We start from the raw sequence: 20503 nt of genomic DNA, 5'->3' as shown, positions 1-20503 counted from the left end.
GCGTATGGCCTGTTATGTTCTTGATACCAATTTCTTCATACAGGCGCATCGTATGCATTACCCTTTTGACGTTTTTCCGACCTTTTGGACAAAGATACAGGAACTGGCATCGCAAGGTATCTTGATCAGTATAGACAAGGTTCGTCAAGAATTGCGACACAATCAGGACGCACTCACTCAATGGGTTGAAGAGTCCTTGCCCGAAGGCTTCTTTGTAGCTTCCGAAACCGTTATCCAGCAATACGCTCAGGTAGCGGCATGGGCTACTTCCAGAGCGGATCATTACAGACCTGCCGCTTTAAATGAGTTCTTGCACGCAGATGAAGCAGACGCATGGTTGGTTGCTTACTCACTTGCTGATGTTGGCAATCGGATACTCATTACACATGAAGTAAGCCAACCTAACGCTAAAAACAAAGTAAAAATACCGGAACCGTGTGACGCGCTAGGCGTGCAATATCTGAACAGCATCAGTATGTTCCGGGAGTTAGGGGTTCGCTTCTGAAAATGCTTCCATTCATTTTCTGAATTTTGTGTTTCTACTTTTCAGTTTACCATTTTGGTAATATTCCTCGCTTGACTCAAGAGGCGTATTACGCATAACAAAAGAATAAATACACTTGATAGTTAAAATAATTATAGACGGTAGTCCTATGCTTCCACCGATAACGTAAATTAGTTCTTGAATAGACATAATATTCCGTATTAATTATGTCATCCACTTTAAGTCGCGTCGGGACACTCCAATGATAATGAGAAAGTGCCACAGTCGAAAGGACACTGAATTTAGAAGGATTTTGAACGAAATAATGAGGCTCGATAGGGTAGGGAAGATTACAAAAACAGCTTTTTCCGATTAAAACCGAAAAAGCTGTTTGGATTTTTTTATATGTCAATGCTGTGAATCATTGTAGATAATTGGCTTGCGCACCCGCTAACCGCTAATGTCTTGGTAAATTTCTCTGGCCACTTAGATTACCTACGGGAGGAGTAAGAATGATAGTGCAAAGATTGGAACACCGATAGAAGCGGATCCTCCCTTCGGTGTGTCAGTGTCTGGTTTGTTTCATTTTTGTTGAGGCTCAAAACCCTTTGATCTCAGTAATTCAACAAACTTTTTGAGATCATCATCGAGCTTTTGGCTCGTTAGGCCCGTTGTTCTTTTTAAAGAATAGACTTTTCTCAGGTATATATCAAAATCAAAATATATATCTTCGTTTTTGAGTTCTTTTTCTATTTTTTTGAAAATTTCCTTCGTCATATTTATGGGAATAACTTGAGGTATGAAGTCGATCTTTTTTGGCGTTTCCCTTTGCACATCACATTGTACCTTATAACCATTAATCTCAGCTTCTTTTATCTCTTCCGTAAAATACCATTTTGTTTTTTCGTGAGTCAGTACTGTTTTAAAACCCAATCGATCTAATTTGTCGAAAGGATCTGTTTGAAATGCTCTGTTTCTGTTCCGAGCTTTATTAAACCATATCAAACACGTAAATCCCAAAATGAGTACAGGAAGACCAATAGACGCCATTATTAGAATAGTAACCACAATTAACCATTCAAGAGATTCATTTCCGTTAATGATGGCTGTAAGAATTGAAATTAGCGCGATTGAGGTAAAGATTGTTGAAGTAAAAAGAAACGCAAATCTGAGTTTACCATTATTTAATTCTAAGAATTTTGCTATCATGTATTGTAATATCTTATTGATCGGTTAACGTTTAATAATTGCTCCCCTAATATATAGTTGTTTTTCGGTAAATGCAATGTTTGAAAAGCGTTGTGAGAGACTTTTGAAAAAAAACTTCCAGTTTTGGTTTTCGGTAACATTCTGCGGCGTAGAATTATTGGTACAAACGTGCAGCTCAATCCTACGGCATCAAAAACGTTGTAGTGCCTTGGAGTTTGTCTGTTGTCCAGCTATAATCATTAACCAATCGTTTAGAACCTATTTTCAAGAGCTCGACAGACTGAAGCTTCTCAAACCGATAGTTGCTTTGGAATACGGCAGCATGTATGAAATAACTTCCCTTAAAATATTCAGCATGCGTTTTGATCGCCTCTGCTAACTCGGGTGATTCGGACACGAGGATAAACTACGATAAATATATGATTATTTGATTAATAAGTCTTCTGGATACTATAGTAGGAGAGACCTGGGCTATTTCCATTTGAAATTGCACCAATAAAGATTAATGCTAAAGAAATAACTATTTGCCCATTTTCCAGCACGCCGGCGTGCTGTCGTCGTACGACTTGAACAGTGTGCCGGGCAACGACACCCTGTCGCGGTACGGGAATGTAAATAATCCGTATGGAGAAGTTATACTGATGGGGTCTCTTAATTCATTATAGCACTAAAGCTAACGATAAACTTTTATTGTAAAACAATAGAATCTTCCATTTTGTACATGTACATAGCCCCGACCTCCATGAAGTTATCGGCTATGTACAGTGACTTAACCAATAAATCAATGTAGTTGGTGACTTTGTCGCGTTACATTGTGAACTTGTTCATTGACATAACGAGTAAATTCATGTTTTGAACATTGTTTAGCTTCAATGTGTAAACATGTTCCTTGCAATTGCGCGCAATGAACATGTAGTTGACGATTATGTCACATAACATAATCAACAATGCAAGGAACATAGGTAACTTGTTCCGGTACAAAACAAAGATATACAGTGCAGGCATTTACATGTACAAGTACATAATCGTAATGAAATAACTATTCGCTATTTTCCGGTACGCCGGCGTACTTTCGTCGGACGACTTGGACGATGCGCTGGGCAACGACACCGTGTCGTGGTACGGAGATGTGAACAATCCGTATGGGGATGTGATACTGATGGTCATCTGTCTAATCTCCCATATGGAGAAATCATTCTTTCGGGCGCCAATGTGATAATTCCGTTCTTCGAGATAGTTTCCCCATACTGCGACATTATCTCCCCGTGTGCCGATACTTTGTCGGCATGTGGGGACAACGTTTCCCCATGCGCCGAGACAAGTTTGCCGTATGCCGAGATGAGTTTCCCGTATGCCGACGCGATAAAGATAGGCGGAAGTTGCGTACAGTCGTGCGCCGAAGCGACGTCGGCGTACGACGACGTGATACTTCCGTCCGACGACCTCGCATTTCCGTTCGGGTTCGTGGCGGTTAAGTAGTACTTTTTCTTTGATGGAACCTTTAGATTCTACTCATCCAAATAATCTTTCAATTCCTCTTTGAGATGAAGATAGTGTTTCATTTTTTGCTCTCTGATCTCCTCTTCAGTGAATTTTTTGCTTGTAGAGGTTGGTTGATCAAATTGGTCGTCTATCACTTCTATCGATATTTTATCACCAACTTTAATTTGTTCACCAAACCAACCGACATGTATCTGTGCATCGTTGTCTAACCCTCCAATTCGCATATATAATTCTTCGCTGCCATCTTTTCTATGAACGGCGTCTACGATACAATTGACCACATAATTATCTTTTGGTATTCCGGCTCGCGCTAGTTTTTTTCCATTTAACGATACCTCAAAACCATAACTCTTTTTCATACTTCTTTGTTATTTACTATCCTCACTTCTCCATTCATGTTCAATATTTGTCATCAGCAGCGCATTGTCAAACATAACGGAACCTTTAGGGAAAATTTCTTCATTTTCAAAGAAACTAGATTTCACTGCTGACACGTCAAGTGGCCGAACTTTCCACTCATATGCTTTCAACCTCAGCCCATCAAATTTTCTTTTGTTGGGCGAGTATCCGAGATCTCCATCTTCAAAAAAAGCCGAGGCATTATCCAAATTTTCAAAAATCGAACTTTCGTTAAATAGTAAGGCTTCGGTTGCATCAATGGATATGAGCGTGTTATCAGAACTCTTAAAATCAATGTGAAAATTACCGCTATTTTCTTCCACATGGAATTTCGCATAATGATGCTTACCAGGAAATATCCTACCGCCAACGAGTGTGTTCAGTTTTAAGGATGTGTCTCTACGAGGAATGTATACCCCAGATTTTGTTTCATTGTTTTCGTCCCATTCAACAGCGATCCGGTGAGCACCGTTTTCTGAATTTACCCCCAGGAAATCAGGTAATCCTTTGGGCTTTATGTTTCTAAGTCTGATCAGGCAGATTCCAACGATAGCTTTTCCTTTATAAATTTTAGGCCGAAATGGAAACGGAATAATTTTCTCGACCACTTTGGGGTCGGCTGTGAAGTTTATTAAGATCCTTCTATCGATATATCCATGTATGGTCGGAATTTTCATTTGTCACCAATTTTAAAACCTATTACCTTTTTTACTTTTGGCGCAGTAGGAGAGTTATCCTGCTTTTCCTGCAAGCGGTCGGGTAAGTATTTGGAATAGCGTCCTTGTTGTAAGGTCGCATTTTTGCGATCTTAGAACGGAGTCATATTCTTCTTTATTTAACTCAAACATAAAATGTTCAGGAAAACGAATAATGTTTCTCCTTACATCTCCTTAAGCCTCCGTGTCTCCACCCCATACAACTCCGCCAGATCACTATCCAACATTACCTTTTGTCCTCTGAACTCGTATATTTTGTTGGCGAGGACATCATCAGCTATAGCTACTGCTTTTAGTTCTGTTTTGGTTTTACGCATAACTTAATGGTATCGTTCATAATTTATTATACCAATAAAGGTAATAATAAACTTTTACTGTAATGCAATGAGGCTTGCGTTTTATAATTCAATAATCAACTCCTTCTGATAGCCATTATAAGGTTCGTCGATATAGCCATGTGGATTGCATATCACTGTAGTATTGCCGATCTTGTACTGACAAGGCGTATGGATATGCCCGTGTATCCAATAGTGCGGTTGGTAGTTATGGATCATTTCTTCAAGGTCCGAGGCGTATGCGGAGCTTATCGGGTCGTCCTTATAAGCAGTGGGAACAGATTGAATACTTGGTGCGTGGTGAGTGACTACGATATTGTTCTTAGCAGTGCTGTTTTTGAGACTTTTTTCAAGCCAAAATCGCGCTTTTTGGTGTATCTCGTAGGTATCTATACTTCTCAGTTTTGAAAATTGAGGGTCTTTTCTGATACGTTTATAATCGTTCATCTTATCTTGACATAGTATACCATATGTGCGGGCTGGGCCGAACAACGAAAAATCTGTCCAAAGCGTGGTTCCATGAAAACGTACATCTCCTATATCGATGTATTCATTTTCCAGCACATGGATATTACCGCTTTTAGTGTACTCTTTTATCTTGTTTAAAGTACGAGGGTAAGATCCTTTGTAGTATTCATGATTTCCGAGAATATAGATCACGGGTATTTGTAACCCCAATGAGTTAAGCCAGGTTATGCCCTTTGTGCCTATATCTATATCTCCAGCTAAAACTAAGACGTCTATATCGCTCACAGGAAAATCCATAGAGCCAAATTCACGATGAAGGTCACTTATAACCTGTATTTTCATTCTCGAACTTTAACGCAAACCGTAATATGTCGATTATTACTTCTCGTCACCAATTTTAAAACCTATTACCGTGTTTGTTTTTGACGCGGTAGGAGAGGTGTCCTGCTTCTCCTGCAGTCGGTCGATGTATTCAAAGAGCAGTTCTATATTTCGGTCGTGACCTTTTTGTTTTTTTGAAAGCTTTTCAATCGCTAATCGCATTTCCATAAGTTCATGCTGTATACGGGAGTTGTCTGTCAGGAACTGACGCAGCTTCGTGAAAACACGCATTATTTGGATATTGACCTGGATTGCTTGTTTGCTTCTTAATACACTTGACAGCATCGCTACACCTTGTTCAGTAAACGTCATAGGAGTATATCGACTACCTCCACGGCCATCTGTTTTTGAGGTCACAAATTGTGACCTCAAAAATTTGAACTCCTCATCGTTTAGTTCAAACATGAAATCCTCTGGAAATCTGTCTATATTTCTTCGTACAGTTTGTTTCAGAACTTTCGTTTCCACCCCATATAGCTCCGCCAGATCACTATCCAACATTACTTTTTGTCCTCTAAACTCGTATATCTTGTTGGCGAGGGCATCGTCCGCTATGGCTGCTGCTTTTAGTACTGTTTTGGTTTTACTCATAACTTAATGGTATCGTTCATAATTCATTATAGTACTAAATGTAACAATAAAATTTTATTGTAAAGCAATAGAATCTCCCATTTTTGTACATGTACATAGCCCCGACCTCCATGAAGTTATCGGCAATGTATCTTGACATCATCAACCACTCACTGTAGTTGGTGGCTTTGTCACGTTACATTGTGGACTTGTTCGTTGACATAACGAGCAAATCGATGTGTTGAACGTTATTTAGCTTCAATGTGAGAACATGTTCCTTGCGGTAACGCCCAATGAACATGTAGTTGACGACTTTGTCACATAACATAATCAACAACGCACCTGACATGCTCACGCTGTTTTGGTACAAAACAAAGATGTGCAGAGCAGGCATTCACGTGTACATATACATAATGGTAAAGAAATAGACAGGCGTATGCAACGATGTGATATTTCCTTGCGCCGACCTCGCATGTTTAATGGCATTGGTCAGTTCAACCATAAATTCTCGCACGTTGTTCCGGTAGAAAACAAAGATGTGCAGTGCAGGCATTTACATGTACAAATACATAATTATAAAGGAATCACTTCCTGCCGCTAATGCCGGTCGCACAACCAAAAAAATATTTCTCCTCCGTGACTATTAAGTTATTCTGCTCAAATATTCGCTTCACCAAATCGCTGTTGCCATATTTTTCCGTATAGATCCAAAGCATTTTGTAATCGTGCGGGTTTCCTAAAAATATTTTTCCGAGCAATGGTATAACTTTTCCTAAATAGAACCCGTAGAGGGTACATAGAAGTTTTTTACTCGGTTTTGAGACCTCAACAAAACTGAATTTTCCACCGGGTTTTAGAATTCTATGTATTTCGCCGGCTAAAACTTCTAGCTGTTGCTCATTGAACGTTTTGAGGCCGTATGCGCAAGAAATAATATCAAAATGGTTAGACTCTAATTTATTTTGAAGAATATTTTCACACAGTAAATTAAGGTCACCAGCAAACAATTTATTGCTTTTATTACTCGATCGCGAAATCATTTCGTCAGAAAAATCTAAAGCATAAAAGGTTGAATTCGGAAAATTTCGTTTTAGGAATGTCCAATTTTCGCCTAGCCCTGAAAGCAGGTCAATTACATGTAATTGCTGGTTTGACTTTCCAAGTTTTTCTAAGAATTGTCTGCGCCAGCGAATGGAAAAGCCGAAGGAGGTTATATAGTTCATTCGTTCATACGAACTTGACATCCGGTTGAACATTTTTTTGACAAACGCCGGCTCGTAAATATTATCGTGGTGCGACATGACCTTTTCTATGCTATTAGCTTTGCTCATATAGGATTGTACGTGTTTTCTACACACGTTGTTTTTCTGCGCTATGATTAGCCGGTATTTTAAATAAAATAACGAGAGTAACCACCTGAAGGGCTGTTTGTATGAGATTAATAATTCCCACGACAGGTTGATACATAATATTCTGCAATAACAACGGGATTGCGAGAACTCCTATAATCATGAATACAAGCAGAACATATTTCATCCAATCGAAACTTTTTCTTATCAACAGCCCGATTATCAGTAAGAAACCCAAGGTAAAAATAGAAACAGCGATCGTAGACCCTTCGGCGGTAATCTCAGGGGCGAGGAATATATTGATTAATCCTAGTCCAACAGAAACCAAAAAAAGATTTGAAGCTTTGATATAATTTTCGTGAACGACGTTGTCTTCGACTTCTTCTTTTGTAGCTATTAACCACTCGATACTTTTGACCTCGTCGTCGCTGAAATGTCTTCCCCTGGATTTTAAGATCTCAAAGGCATATCTGATAGCCTCTGGTACAAATCTACTCTCAGGAATGATGTATTTTTCCAATTCTGTATTGGTTTTCTGTTCTAATACGCTTTTTTTTACGCTCATTTTTAGGTTAATATTTATGTTATAAAATTAGTTAATTTCACAGGTGTGTTAATTGAACAATAACTTCAAGGGACACTTGTAAATCTTTGCAGGATATATTGCCGAAACTATAAATATTCGTAAACGCTAAGCTTCTTTATCTTGAAATATATAATTGAATTCGAAATCCGTAACGTTTTCATTTTGTTGATACTTTTTTATAAAGGTTAAAAATTCTGATTTTATATTATCATCCGTGTGTGTATTAGATTGAACGATTTTCGTAAGTTCATTAAGATCAGCGAACGTATCAAAAACCAATTTTTTCTGAAGTGTGTAGGTCATATCGGTATTAGGGACTTTAAAAATAAGCGACTCAATGAAATATCTTAGATCAAAATTTACTATACGATGTTTTAAAACCTCGATAGCCTCGCGATTAATCTGCCAATTCTCCTTGTTAATGATAACACCATTTTCCTTTAAATTATCTTTTTCATAGTTTCTTATTCCCCAGAATAACCACACGACCTCATCTGATAGCCCGCAGACATCTGAGGTTTGACTGAAATAGTGGATTTGGAAATTAATTAGTTCGTCGAGCGATAAATGATATGCATTTCCGTATTGATTTATGATCAACCTTATAAGTTCATTTAAGAAAAAGTGTGTCCGGTAACTTTGGTTGCTAAAGACCTTTCTCAGAAAATTAATAAATCTGCCTTTATCTCCTTTATAGATGTATTCAATAATCTGTCTATCGTTGTCGATATAAGCTCCCATAAATTTTTTAAAAGGAAATGGACCTAAACCTTCCTCTTCTATGTATTTAGGTGCAATGACATGTCCTACACACGATACAATCGCTTCATAATGGTCAATATCTTTATATTCTTTGATACGCAGGCTGAGTATTCGTTTGAGAAGCCGAAGTTGTATGCCTTGCTCAAATTTTTGATTAATGTAGTCGTCATAGTTGCCCGAATTTTCAAGCATACGTTGCCGAAATTCTTTCTCCGATAAACTTTTTGATGATATCCTATTGGAAAAATAGATTTCGAAATAGTCAGCATTTGCTATGTCATTTACGTTAGTTTTCCAAGAATGCTCGTCCTCGTGTTTGAAAAGATTCTCTACTATTCTGTCTATAATGTGAATATCATCGATGTCTAGATGAGGACTCAATTTCTCCGAAAGAATCGTGTGTTTACCCTCTGTCACTTTGCTGATTTTCAAATGGTAACGCTGTGTCGATAAAAGATTGTTACCATTTAAAGAAAAAATATCCCTTCTTTGTTCGTACAGCATATCATAAGCTCGCGGATATCTATATTTTAAAAGTTGTAAGTAAAAGAATTGCGCAAAGTCTACTTCCTCAGAGACCAGTAAATATGTTAGTTTAAAGCTATTGGCAAATCTTATTATATCCCGGTGGTTTCTGAAAATAGACGCGATAGAACCTTCAAATTCATTATTAAAGTGAAGAGGGACAAATTTACTCTCAATATATTCAAATTCCTCAGCTTTGATAAAGTTCTTTAGACTGTTTAATAAAGCATCAGCGATAAAATAACTCTCCGATTTTGGCAGCGGAATCTCTATTTGGAAAATCTTGTCAAGATAGTTTTTATATGTTCTTTCATTCAGTTTTTTAATGGACTGTTCGACGTACTCTTTATCGTAAGCAACGATATATACCATATTACCAAAGTTAGCCGTATTGCGGATCAAACGTAATACCTCAATCACTTCATCATTATGCAGACGATCCAGATCATCGATTATGATGATAACTTTACGAGAAAGATTGGTCATCATGTCATTGATTTTCCTTTTCTCGTCATCCAGGTCGCGAGCGAAGATTAAGGATAAGTCCCTTAAATTGTTTATGATGTTCCCAACAAACGAGCTCCTTCCATTTAGTCTTCGATAGTAATGGTACATAGACGATGATAGGGCACGATCTTCATTTGCCAACGATGTACTTAATTCGTCAAAGAATAGCTTCTGAATATCTGCAGTATTATTAGCGTCCCACGGATTGAAGTGTATTACTAGAGAATTTGATTCTTCGTACTTAAGTGCATGACAAATCAGATTGATGAAGGATGTTTTACCGGATCCATATCGACCGGTGATTCCTATTGCAAATGCTCTTTTATTATCTGTCGTGACTATCTGTTTTGCAATTTGCCCCGCTACTTGGGCTCTCTCGTAAGAATCGTCTTTTGTTTCTTCTACGGCATTATCTTCGACAAAGCCTCCATTGCGCTGATCGTTATTGCTCAGGCCTTGTTGTTGTTTACATGATAAAGAGGCATGCCAAATCAACTGCACAATACATGCTATGACTCCTAAGTCAATATAACTAATTGATATATAGCTTAGTATGTATGTCGGGGTGTACGTCCAATAGCCGCCAAAACGAAATGTGATAAATGCTATGAGCGATATAGCCGTACATTTTATAATCCACATATGGTCTCGTTTCTTCCATATGATCCTAGATAGTATAATGAGTGATGTTAAGAATGCGATATCGGTTATGAGACTGGACGAGATCTTACTGAATAGCGGTTGTACTAATATAGTATTTATTATACTGCTTACAGGTTCACGAAAAGAGATAAAGAACCCAATGAACAGCAGATAGTAGGAGAGATTCGGGAGTAACTCTTCTTTTATAATATTGTGTTTTTTATTTGACATCTGAATAACTAATAACTTTCAATAGTCCTTGTAACTTCTTGAATAGTTCATCGAAAGTTACAATATCTACAGTGCTTTGATTGGCTCGTAATAATTCAAAACAATTTTTCTGATTACTGTTAAGATTGTCTTTTCGACCAACAATTAATATACACTTAGGATCAAATGAGGGGTATTTATTACCAAAATCTTTAACATAGGTGTCTTTTTGGTCTAAACATTGGGCTATTCCACCAGATAGATCATCTGACATACAAAAAGTGGAGGGCTTCCTATACGGAACTTTTTTTAGCAATTCTTTTTTATGGGTTTTAATTTCGATGAGGACGAAATTATCTGTAAACCCATTAGTAAATAGGAAATCAACAATTCTTCCTTCGTCATTTTCTATAGTTTTTCCTCCAACAAATGCCTCACGTTTCCGTATGATTACCTCATAAGGGAATAAGTGAGATAATACCCAAGTATTCTTTTCAAAAAAGTCCTGCCATTGTTTCTCGTTATCTTTTGTAGCTGATAAAAGTTTCTCATATTTATTGATTACATCTTCTAGATAGACTTCATTTATCTTGTCTTTACTTCTTAGGAAATTTGAAGTTGTTTCTATCACACTAGGGGGTATTAAATCTAACACACCTGATAAAGCACTTAAGTCTTGGGCGCTAACTTTTGTATAGGAATCAAATCTCGAAAGGTACCGTGAAAGATCTCCAGAAGGAAGTAATCTAGGTTTAACGACAATGGTTTTATTAATTTTAGCCAGTTCTTTACTTATCAAAAAATTTCTTTCACGGTCGTATGATAATTTTTCCTTTTGTATCGTATTAAATATCTGTTTTAGATCAGACCATTTGAACTGAATTGATTTTTTTTTAAAACTAGTTTGGATGTTGGGACCTACTTTATATTCTGATATCTCTTTATACCTAGAGTACAATAACGAGAAAAAGCTTCTCGCGCGAAGGGTTCTTAGACCATATTTACCTTCTGTTTTAAAATCGTTAGGTATTTGGTCTAATGACCAATCAACAAACTCAATTTTTCGAATTCTCTTGGCCTTTACAGTATTATCTTTATTACTTACTGAATAGGGATAAAATATTATTAGCTTTGTATTTTTGAAAATCTCTTTTGTTTTTAACACGGGTTTTTGATTTTCATCATAGTAATAATAAATATCCTTTTCGGAAGTGCTTTCTCTAAGGTTTTCTTGATTCGGTGCTTTGTTATTTGTCATGCTATATAATAATTAAATACGGTCTCTAATAAGGTGATTTAGATTATCTAACTGTTTTAGGAAATCATTTTCTGATAAATAATCTTTGAAAGACAAGCTTAGTCTATTAAGCAACTCTTCCATATCTTCGCCCTTGTATTCCATTTTGCCTTTTTCAATTAGATTATCAATTTCCTCTTCAAAGTGACTGAATAAGCCAGTTGCTAAACATATGTTATATAACTGCTGCCGATATTCCAGAAGTATTTCGTTTGGTATCCTATATTCTCCACAATACATTCTAACACTGGTCCAATCACTACCTGCGGCACCAACTATAGACGAAACGTTATCGTCATTTTCATCCGAAAATATTTTATCAAAGTGGTATTCTTGTACTTTATATCCTTTCAATTTTGCATCAAAATATAAATGAAATAATCCCCCTAACAGCAAATAAGAAATATAAGGAGTAAGTCTTTCAAGATTATAGGATTTGTTTATATAGTTTTGAGTTTGTTGACATTCTTTGCAAAACTCGTTTATTTTTCGTCCGCTATGTCCATAATAATCTTTTTCGATATTGTAACTTAATACTTGAAAGATATTGTCTATCCAATCATATTCAAATATTGCATCACCTTTTCTAAAGGAAATCCGTTTCGGATTTCCGAACTGTTCTGTCAGTATATTGTTTATAAGTAAACCTACTAGGTGACCAATTTCATGGGCAAATAGTTGTTTTATTTTTGGCTCTTCAGGAGTTGAAAGATCTACTTCCATATGAAGTATTAATTCTCTATCTGACTCTGCTTTGATTAAGTCGAAGGTATGTTCTTCTTTCAAATTATCCATAATAAATAGTGACTACTTCCATTTGGAACTTAATATGATGGTCTCATTGTGAGGCTTGTTGTCTTTCGGGATCGGATCAATTTTGATTACAACAGGTAAATCGGCGGACAGTCCAGCTAGAATACACCCCCCTTGAGGAAGTATCGATAGACTGTCGAAAGATATCTTATCTAAATATGAGACAGTTCTCCCAATGGCCTCTATGTCTTTATTGTTTATTAGGCGATGTAGGAAGTAATTGTGTAACTGAGAAATTATAGTATCAGATATATCATATGGTCGTTGGCTAGATATTGTTAAAAAGACTCCAAATTTTCTTCCTTCTTTTATGATCTCCTCGAATGTCTCCAAGCGATAATCTTTCCATGTTTCACTTTCTCGAATTGAGTTTCTTGAAAGGATATTATGGGCTTCATCAACAATTATATTTAGATAGTTTTCTCTTTCTAGATTATTCTTTTTATAATGCTCATAATAATATTTGCAGATTACTAAGGGAACTATCTTCTTCATTTCGACGTTAACATCATTTAGGTTGATAATAACAAATGGACGATCATTTGTAATGATTTGATCCTCTTTAATTACGGCAAACACTTTCGTTATTTCGCTGAATTTAGATTCAAGTCTATTAAAAAGAGGACCGATATGTTCTTTGGAGTAATATCCTCGCGTAATAACATCAAAATAATTTAGTGTAATCTGCAACCGAATTTTAACGAAAGTTGTTAGTTTGGAAATGTCTACTTCTAAAGAAAAAATTATGTCTTTTAATTTTGTTAAAAACTCAACCGCATTTGTGTTGTGATCAATATTATCAAGTTCTATTTGACTTCCGTATTTAACTTTCAAGCCACTTTTAAGTCGAAGTCTAATATCTTTTATGTTCGGGAATAAAAGATTATTATTATTGCTGATTTTTAAAAGTTCGTCAAGAAGATATATATGGAAATCTTTATCTAAAGATTTAGAACCTTGAGTTAATATAGTAGCAATATTGTTGTATATTAAATTTTTTAACCCTTCTTCAGTTGTTATGTTTTTTGTTAGGGTTTTCTTGGTGAGACAACTGTTGAGGAAAGGCTTTTGAGTCTGATCAGTGGCTTTTAATAAAATAGACCAAAATGTAAGATTGTCAATTTCTGATTCAGGGATTGGAAACCGATCGCCGTCGTTCTTTGATGTAGAAAGAAAGAACCTGTTTTTGAATTGTTTGCAAATTATAATATTATCTTTCGTTTCATTAACTGCATATTCTCCATTAAAATCTATGAGAATTAGTTTCGTTTTATTTTTGAAATTATTTGAATGTTTGTATTTTGTTAGCAGTTCATGATAAATTTTCGAAAGCGTATAAGATTTCCCGCTTCCGGTATTACCAAAAATACCGATATGACTTGCAAATAATTTATCTACGCCGATTTCTATGGAAGTATTTGTTTCATTAAGTAGAGTGCCGAGTTTAATCTTATCGTCGTCAACTTTTGCGAAGCTATGTATACAGTTAAATTCTAAGTCATTAAGTAAGTAACAGTCATTATCTATTAAAGGAAGCTCTTTCAATCCTTGGCGGAATACATTGTTTTCTATGTAACCGACTAAGGTTATGTTTAGAAATCTCTTTATTATGTTTTTATGATTTGTATAATTGTTGTTATCGAGATTTTTATCCTCAGAAATAAACTCTCCTTCAATCTTTCCAATAATTTCATTGTAGCCTTTACCTATCTTTATATAGGATCCAACCGATACATTCTTTATAATTCTTCCGTTATATAGGAGATGGGGTGCGTTCTTGTTTTTGTCGACTTTAACAATTATGTTCTTGCCTTTAACTTCACTGACAGAACCAATCTTTAGAATAGACTCTGCGACAAAGTTGTTATTCGTTACCTGGTTTTCCATCTTCTGTTTTTTTTAGTACTGTTTCAGGTGTCGTAACTTTTTCCTTAGACTCAACTGGTTGGCTGTTGAATGAAGTTTCTAATTGTTTAGCTAACGCCCCAAAAACAGAGGTAGCTACTTTTCCGAAAGTATAACCAGTAAGTTCTGTATACAGATTTTTATACTTTAGTTTTGGAAATAGTTCTTCTATTACTTTTTTACCTATTTCATCGAAGTTGAATACAATGACCAGTAAAGTTGGATTAGAATTAAGAGCCCTCCGGGTTATTTCTCTAATGTGTTCATCAACAAATGAAAAACCTGATACAAAGAGTACGGAATTCTCTCTTTCTAAAATATTAGAGTACATACGCATCTGTTCATAATACTCTAATCTTAGTGTTGTGTTCTCGAACTTTTCTTTTGTGGGGTTTATCATTACTAATCGATCATATTCTTTAGCGAAGTTTTGATAGTTAATAGCATTGTGATCCTCAAGATCGAGTTTCTGAGCTTCTTCTTTTAATTCTAAATAAGTCTTAGAAGTGGCATTTTCTTTAGTCAACTGTATCAGTTGTCCATTCTCGAAGGAAATTTTATTCAATTTATCTAAAGGGTCGCATAAAGCATTATACCTAATTTCTGTATCAATACTCTTGTCCCATGTAAGCGATCCATGTAGCTTAAATAAATTAAAAAGAGGTAGTTCTGAACTAACATTGTACTGAGCGCTGTTTTTGTAAAAGGACTTTTGATAATTAGAAGTATCAAACGTCTGAATGAACTTTCCCCCAAAACCATCATTAAACTCTAGTCCCAGATTGTCAAGGTTGACATCCAAAAAGAGATCCATATTGGTAGTGAAAATATTTACTTCTTTTGGGAGGAGTTTATTTTTTCTTTTTAATATTAAGATGTTCAGAGCTTGTAAGAAGTTGATATAGTTTCTGTTTGTAGTATTGAATTGGTATTCTTTGTCTAGTTCTGTTAAAAGTACTTCTATATTAGATAGTGTTTCTAGATAATTCCTAGATGCACCAGACCCTATTAAGAAGTTGAAATGACAGCTTTCTATAATTTTCAGGATTTTTTCATTATCCATATCAATACTCTTTTTGTAAAATCTTAATTGTTGAAAAATCTGGCTCGAATATCTACTTCTTCGGTTTTGGCGCCGGTGGGTTTCTTGAAGTTGGAAGTTGCCCAGCTCTTGTAGAAGGTTTATCTGTTTTAACTATTTTAGTAGTATAGCTTTTATTATTACTCTGTTTAGCCATGTTATTTCCCTCCTTTGGTTTTTGGTGGCTTAGGGTTTGCAGATCTAGGCACTTGTGCCCCTAAGTCAGTCTTTTCGGGTTTTGTTGGTTGTTTTGGTTTGTTGTCTTTATTGTTACTCATAACTTTTGCGTTAATCTATGAATTATAGGAGTGATAAATTGTAGGAATTTCTCTTACTATTCAACATTCCAAATTATACATATTATTGATGAAAATATTGAATTTTGATTCGGCTTTGGAGAAAATTTTCTTCTTTTCCGGCAGATGGATAGAATTATCCATATCTTCGATTCTGATATTTATCTCTCGAATTTTAAAGTATTCCTCAGTGGCACCTGCTTTGGAAATCGATTCATCATTTAACATAAGAAACAGCCTGTCCAAATTGTCAAATTTGCTAACGTACAACATTCTATATTCTGGCAATTTATCCATCAGTTTTTCATCGACAGATAGTTCTGGAATTATGTCCTTTAATAACTCAAAAAGTGTTAAGGTAAACAGAACTACCAATGAAGAATTAGGGAGCCAATTATTAACAGCGATACCAGCTATTGCAAAAACTATCTTTCCCATGTTAAAACGTTTCCGCTTTGCCCTTAAGTAGGATAGGTATCCCCCTAGGTAGAGGTCACATTTTTTTGCATCACATAGCTCATTCCATATTCTATCTCTAATCATCTTTATGTTAAAATCTTTTATATCCTTGGTCCATCAGGAATAGATTCAAACCTACGTCCTTCCCTTCAAACCGCACTACGGCTTCCCGTAAAAGCGTTAGCTTTTACTAAATAAAAGTGCAGGATTTAAGGTTCATTGGTATTGGTTGGTTCATCAGATATTAATTTGTCGGTTAATAATTATCTTACTTAGCGAGGTTAAAACCTGCAACCTCCGTTTTTTACTCTTTCGTTTTCTTTGCCGGATACCTCTCAACATACTCTTTCATCAACTCTCCCGGATTTTTTCCAATTGCTTTTTCTATTAACAGCATCTCATACGGCTCGGGCGCGCTGGTGTTAAAATATAAGTCAGTAAGCCGTTGTTTACATATTTCCCTCTTAGCTTGTATTACTTCGAAGGTATTCCCGCCCGAGTCAGTTTTTTCACATTCTACCATTCTCTCCATTCTTCCGTAATATCCTCTTCTAAAGTAGTGTAACCTTTGTCAGCAGCTGCAGATATAATAATATCTGCTATTTGCTCTCTTTCGCCAGTTTCTATCAAGCCATAATCACATTTTTCATTGAGGCGATTCATGGATATAACGGTCGACTCGACAATTTCTTCCCCTTCAACCTTAGACTTACTCTCTGATATTTTTTGAAGGTATTCCTTCAATATATCAACACATTTATTGACATCATCATGACCATAACTAGGTTCAGCTTCCTTCATGTAGGAGATCATTGACGCCTCAAGCGCATTCAGTTTTTCTACGTATATGGTGTTCATGTTAAAACTACTTTTATTAGTGTTGCAGCTAGCAAAAAATAGTGAAAGTGTTATAATGAGATGATAAGTGCTGACCAACTTAATATTCATATTGCTAGTTATTTATTCTTCAACGGGTTCTTCGGGCATAAAGTCCTTCGGACTGCACTTGAAGTACTTTGCAAGTTCATTAAGTTGATTGTACGAATACATGCTCTTTAGTTTCTTACTCTCTATTTGTCCAATATATCCAACTGTAACGCCTAAAACTTTAGCGATATCTTCTTGACTCTTTTTCAGCTTTTTACGTTTATTTTTAACAGCTTCTATTATGTATAACTCCAAAGGAGATTTTGATAAAGACATAAAAATATTTTTATTTTACTAGCTATTGCTAGTATTTTTATTTATATTTGTATTAACTAATTGATATTATGCTGTCCTCAAGGAGGGCAGTCAAAATAATTTACGAGACTCGAAGTCTGAGTAACGACCACCTTCGAGACGGTAAGAATTGCCCTTTCATGGTAAAGTGCTATATTTGCACTTATCCTTAAGGGAGGGCATGCCTTACTGGAAAGCTATAGTGGTGGTCGTTATCAGATGCTGTAGCAAGTACGGTGAGGCATTGCCTTTCTATACATCTACAGTATTCGGACTCGTTCTACATAACTTGAAGATTATGATAAGAACGATTTTAAACCACAACACCACTACCCAAAGCCACCTTCAAGAGGTGCCGCTTCACCAATCCCGTAAACAACAAATAAAGAACGTTATCGCCGCGCCAGAATAAAAAGCAATAAGCAGATCGCAAAAGGTGAAGGGGGCAAGGTACGCCTGCAAACGCAATGAGGCCTACTTCGCCCCGTCGTCCCTGAAGGACGGATTTCACCCTTTTGTTTTCTGCTTTACCGACCTCCAAAACAAAATATGCACAATCGATTGCATAGGCTGTATTGGTCAGTAAAAGCATTTTTATCTCAGCACTTTAAAATTAGCTTTTCCTTTTCAATACTCCAAATTGATTTTACGCATATTGCTCCTTTCTCGGAAGGAGAAGAGGTCGGTTCTTTTGACTATCAATTTATTACTAATCATAAAACCGATTAAAACATGCAGCAATTTTATGCTAATGGGCTTGCCATGCCCGTAAAGACGGACAGAACGACACAGGTAACTGTGTATCCACCCAGACACATTCATAATCAAAATGTGTTTCTACAGGACCCTATCAAAAATATTGTCACTACCCGAACTGGTATTAATACGACAGCACGTACGAATTTAAAGACGCGTAGGATCGTAGACTCCTTTAACGTAGCTTCGGCAACCGTTCGAGAGGTGTTCGACGTTTCTTCGGAATATCCTCGGGATTTGTTCGACACTGGTTCGGGTGCTGTTCGGGAAGTGTTCGACTGCTGTTCGGGTGGCAGCCGAAGAACAACCGAAGCTCACCCGAAGCAATACCGAAGTTGTCCCGAACCAGTCCCGAAGCGGACTCGAAGCGCTCCCGAAGGACACCCGAACAGCACCCGAAGAAACAGGTTGGTTTTTTACCGTTTTTCAGGCACACTTAAAGCGAGGATCAAGTATAGATGCAGTAAGGATGTAGTACTATTTACGCAACCTTTGCGTAAAATAGCTGAGCTACCGTTAATGTACCGCGAGTGTACCGTTAGTGTACGGGGAGTGTACCGAAAAGGTACTGGAGATCTACTAAGAAGCTACTGGAGATCCACTACTGACCTACTAAACACATGTACCTCTGGCGTAGATAAGCGGTACAGTAAAAGTAGGAGAGTGGTAGGGTTAGAGGCAATGACGAGCAGAGCCATACCATTGATGGCGGTATGGCTTTGTTTTTCAAGGAGATCATTTCCCGTGATGGCCTTGAAGAACAAAGGAGTCCTCCTTTATGGACTCCTTTGTTTCATGTTGTTTAATCTATCAACAGCCTGGGCGCAGTCCGCACAACCGCGGACTGCCGAAGGGCAAACCGAAATCAAACCTTTACAGATAGGGGATGCCATACCGGAGGATTTGTGGAGTTTGCCATTGCAGGTGGTAAACCATCCTGACGGTAAGGATACGATCACGTTGAACGATTACCGTGATAAAAAGTTGATTATATTAGATTTTTGGACGACTTGGTGTGGGCCGTGTATCAAGTCACTTACGGAATTAGAAAAGATCATACCATTATATAAAGACTCAGTAGCTTTGGTTGCAACTAGTTACGAATCGAAAGAAAAAGTTGCAGGCTTTGTAAAAGAGCGAGAATTCAGGCAACTCTATGTTTTTGAGGATACATTATCTCGCGAATATTTCCCGCATAAATATGTTCCGCATCAAATTTGGATTGTAAATGGTAAAATTAGATATGTAACAGGTTCTGTTGAGAATTTTGGCCAAGTAATACAGGATGTCCTAGCAGATAAACCAATTAATCTAAAGCAGAAGGATGACTTATTTCTAGATTTCAATATACCTTTCGAGAATTATGCAAACGAACGCAATGCGCCCGTTTTCATGAAATCTATTTTTACGGGTTATGTTGATGGAACAGGAGGATATGGCAAACGGAATGTGGGTAATGCTCGACTTTATTATTATCTCAATCGTGCAATTTTGTCACTTTATAAGGATGTTGCTAATATCCCTCTTAACAAAATTATGTTAGAAGTAGACGAGCATATCGTATATCAAAAAGAGAGAGGATTTGAAAATGCTTATTGTTATTTATTCTATGCGCCAATGAACGTTAGTGAAGATGAGGTACGATTTAAAATGCTCGCTGATTTAAATTTTTATCTCGGTTACAACGCCCGGTTCGAAAAGAGGTATACGTCTTGTAAAGTCTTGCGATCAATAAGAACCAATTATACACAACTAGACATGCCAGTTCGGAAGGGTGGTAAGTATATTTCGATTCAAAAATTTGTAGATCAACTGAATTATAACGAGGAATGGTCTGGCAATCTCGTCCGGTATGTTAATTCTACCGATGACGCCGTTCAAATATGGGTAGAAAATAATCGGGAAGTACAGACGCTCAAAGTTGAACCGGAAAAACTCGAAAGTCGATTGGCTGAATTTGGAATAGGAATATCGGCTGAGAATAAAGAGCTGGACTACTTCGTTATTAGTAACCCTCAATAATAAACAG

At 36.6% G+C, this 20503-nt stretch carries 25 protein-coding genes; 4 read left to right on the top strand and 21 right to left on the bottom strand.

From position 1 onward, the window contains the following. The first annotated feature begins 4 nt into the window (after window positions 1–4). Window positions 5–505, top strand: a complete 501-nt coding sequence (locus G5B43_RS09235; protein ID WP_165294444.1) for a DUF4411 family protein — start codon at window positions 5–7, stop codon at window positions 503–505. Window positions 506–1066: 561 nt separating this feature from the next. On the opposite strand, the gene G5B43_RS09230 is transcribed toward G5B43_RS09235, so the two are convergent. Continuing rightward, the gene (locus tag G5B43_RS09230; RefSeq protein ID WP_165294443.1) at window positions 1067–1693 is read right to left on the bottom strand and encodes a hypothetical protein; all 627 of its coding nucleotides are present in this window, start codon (window positions 1691–1693) and stop codon (window positions 1067–1069) included. Window positions 1694–1874: 181 nt separating this feature from the next. Next, entirely contained in the window at window positions 1875–2090 is a 216-nt protein-coding gene (locus G5B43_RS09225) for a hypothetical protein (RefSeq protein ID WP_165294442.1), read from the bottom strand. Window positions 2091–2217: 127 nt separating this feature from the next. Between G5B43_RS09225 and G5B43_RS09220 the strand changes: the two genes are divergently transcribed. Next, window positions 2218–2358, top strand: a complete 141-nt coding sequence (locus G5B43_RS09220; protein WP_165294441.1) for a hypothetical protein — start codon at window positions 2218–2220, stop codon at window positions 2356–2358. A gap of 340 nt (window positions 2359–2698) precedes the next feature. Here the strand turns inward: G5B43_RS09220 and G5B43_RS09215 are convergent, their stop codons facing one another. Continuing rightward, entirely contained in the window at window positions 2699–2860 is a 162-nt protein-coding gene (locus G5B43_RS09215) for a hypothetical protein (RefSeq protein ID WP_165294440.1), read from the bottom strand. A 119-nt stretch (window positions 2861–2979) separates the two neighbouring features. On the opposite strand from G5B43_RS09215, the gene G5B43_RS09210 reads away from it, so the two are divergent. Beyond that, window positions 2980–3168, top strand: a complete 189-nt coding sequence (locus G5B43_RS09210) for a hypothetical protein (protein ID WP_165294439.1) — start codon at window positions 2980–2982, stop codon at window positions 3166–3168. 33 nt (window positions 3169–3201) lie between these two features. Here the strand turns inward: G5B43_RS09210 and G5B43_RS09205 are convergent, their stop codons facing one another. The 18 genes from G5B43_RS09205 to G5B43_RS09125 all read right to left on the bottom strand — a co-directional run bounded on the left by G5B43_RS09205 (window position 3202) and on the right by G5B43_RS09125 (window position 18310). Continuing rightward, window positions 3202–3555 carry a hypothetical protein gene (locus G5B43_RS09205; protein WP_165294438.1) on the bottom strand — a complete coding sequence of 118 codons (354 nt, stop codon included), beginning with the start codon at window positions 3553–3555 and terminating at the stop codon, window positions 3202–3204. Between the two features lie 9 nt (window positions 3556–3564). Beyond that, window positions 3565–4272 carry a DUF2071 domain-containing protein gene (locus G5B43_RS09200; RefSeq protein ID WP_165294437.1) on the bottom strand — a complete coding sequence of 236 codons (708 nt, stop codon included), beginning with the start codon at window positions 4270–4272 and terminating at the stop codon, window positions 3565–3567. A 54-nt stretch (window positions 4273–4326) separates the two neighbouring features. Then, the gene (locus G5B43_RS19525; RefSeq protein ID WP_262887175.1) at window positions 4327–4443 is read right to left on the bottom strand and encodes a hypothetical protein; all 117 of its coding nucleotides are present in this window, start codon (window positions 4441–4443) and stop codon (window positions 4327–4329) included. A 32-nt stretch (window positions 4444–4475) separates the two neighbouring features. Then, complete coding sequence (locus G5B43_RS19520; protein WP_262887174.1) at window positions 4476–4628, bottom strand: ORF6N domain-containing protein; 153 nt, start codon at window positions 4626–4628, stop codon at window positions 4476–4478. 81 nt (window positions 4629–4709) lie between these two features. After that, on the bottom strand, window positions 4710–5456 hold the full coding sequence (locus G5B43_RS09190; protein WP_165294436.1) for a metallophosphoesterase: 747 nt from the start codon (window positions 5454–5456) through the stop codon (window positions 4710–4712). A 36-nt stretch (window positions 5457–5492) separates the two neighbouring features. After that, entirely contained in the window at window positions 5493–6086 is a 594-nt protein-coding gene (locus G5B43_RS09185) for an ORF6N domain-containing protein (RefSeq protein ID WP_165294435.1), read from the bottom strand. A gap of 563 nt (window positions 6087–6649) precedes the next feature. Further along, window positions 6650–7396: a class I SAM-dependent methyltransferase gene (locus tag G5B43_RS09180; RefSeq protein WP_206367296.1), complete on the bottom strand. Its 747-nt coding sequence runs from the start codon at window positions 7394–7396 to the stop codon at window positions 6650–6652. 19 nt (window positions 7397–7415) lie between these two features. After that, the gene (locus tag G5B43_RS09175) at window positions 7416–7979 is read right to left on the bottom strand and encodes a hypothetical protein (RefSeq protein ID WP_165294434.1); all 564 of its coding nucleotides are present in this window, start codon (window positions 7977–7979) and stop codon (window positions 7416–7418) included. Window positions 7980–8105: 126 nt separating this feature from the next. Then, the gene (locus G5B43_RS09170; RefSeq protein WP_165294433.1) at window positions 8106–10667 is read right to left on the bottom strand and encodes a P-loop NTPase fold protein; all 2562 of its coding nucleotides are present in this window, start codon (window positions 10665–10667) and stop codon (window positions 8106–8108) included. After that, the gene (locus G5B43_RS09165) at window positions 10657–11904 is read right to left on the bottom strand and encodes a Shedu immune nuclease family protein (protein ID WP_165294432.1); all 1248 of its coding nucleotides are present in this window, start codon (window positions 11902–11904) and stop codon (window positions 10657–10659) included. The genes G5B43_RS09170 and G5B43_RS09165 overlap by 11 nt, the downstream gene beginning before the upstream one ends. 12 nt (window positions 11905–11916) lie before the next feature. After that, entirely contained in the window at window positions 11917–12738 is an 822-nt protein-coding gene (locus tag G5B43_RS09160; RefSeq protein ID WP_165294431.1) for a hypothetical protein, read from the bottom strand. Between the two features lie 12 nt (window positions 12739–12750). Then, window positions 12751–14643 carry an ATP-binding protein gene (locus G5B43_RS09155; protein ID WP_165294430.1) on the bottom strand — a complete coding sequence of 631 codons (1893 nt, stop codon included), beginning with the start codon at window positions 14641–14643 and terminating at the stop codon, window positions 12751–12753. After that, window positions 14621–15724, bottom strand: coding sequence for an SIR2 family protein (locus G5B43_RS09150; RefSeq protein WP_165294429.1), 1104 nt, complete (start codon window positions 15722–15724; stop codon window positions 14621–14623). Before G5B43_RS09150 ends, G5B43_RS09155 begins: the two co-directional genes overlap by 23 nt. A gap of 356 nt (window positions 15725–16080) precedes the next feature. Beyond that, a complete protein-coding gene (locus tag G5B43_RS09145; RefSeq protein WP_165294428.1) occupies window positions 16081–16581 on the bottom strand; it encodes a hypothetical protein in 501 nt (166 codons plus the stop codon). Window positions 16582–16801: 220 nt separating this feature from the next. Next, a complete protein-coding gene (locus G5B43_RS09140) occupies window positions 16802–17029 on the bottom strand; it encodes a hypothetical protein (RefSeq protein WP_165294427.1) in 228 nt (75 codons plus the stop codon). Next, window positions 17014–17355, bottom strand: a complete 342-nt coding sequence (locus G5B43_RS09135; RefSeq protein ID WP_165294103.1) for a hypothetical protein — start codon at window positions 17353–17355, stop codon at window positions 17014–17016. Before G5B43_RS09135 ends, G5B43_RS09140 begins: the two co-directional genes overlap by 16 nt. A gap of 102 nt (window positions 17356–17457) precedes the next feature. Further along, window positions 17458–17700 carry a helix-turn-helix domain-containing protein gene (locus G5B43_RS09130; RefSeq protein WP_165294426.1) on the bottom strand — a complete coding sequence of 81 codons (243 nt, stop codon included), beginning with the start codon at window positions 17698–17700 and terminating at the stop codon, window positions 17458–17460. Between the two features lie 331 nt (window positions 17701–18031). After that, entirely contained in the window at window positions 18032–18310 is a 279-nt protein-coding gene (locus G5B43_RS09125; protein WP_165294425.1) for a hypothetical protein, read from the bottom strand. 140 nt (window positions 18311–18450) lie between these two features. Between G5B43_RS09125 and G5B43_RS09120 the strand changes: the two genes are divergently transcribed. Next, window positions 18451–20496 carry a peroxiredoxin family protein gene (locus tag G5B43_RS09120; protein ID WP_165294424.1) on the top strand — a complete coding sequence of 682 codons (2046 nt, stop codon included), beginning with the start codon at window positions 18451–18453 and terminating at the stop codon, window positions 20494–20496. Window positions 20497–20503 lie beyond the last annotated feature (7 nt).

It is taken from the genome of Sphingobacterium sp. SGR-19, assembly GCF_011043555.1.
GTDB lineage: Bacteria > Bacteroidota > Bacteroidia > Sphingobacteriales > Sphingobacteriaceae > Sphingobacterium.
This window is presented reverse-complemented; position numbering and strand designations above follow the sequence as displayed.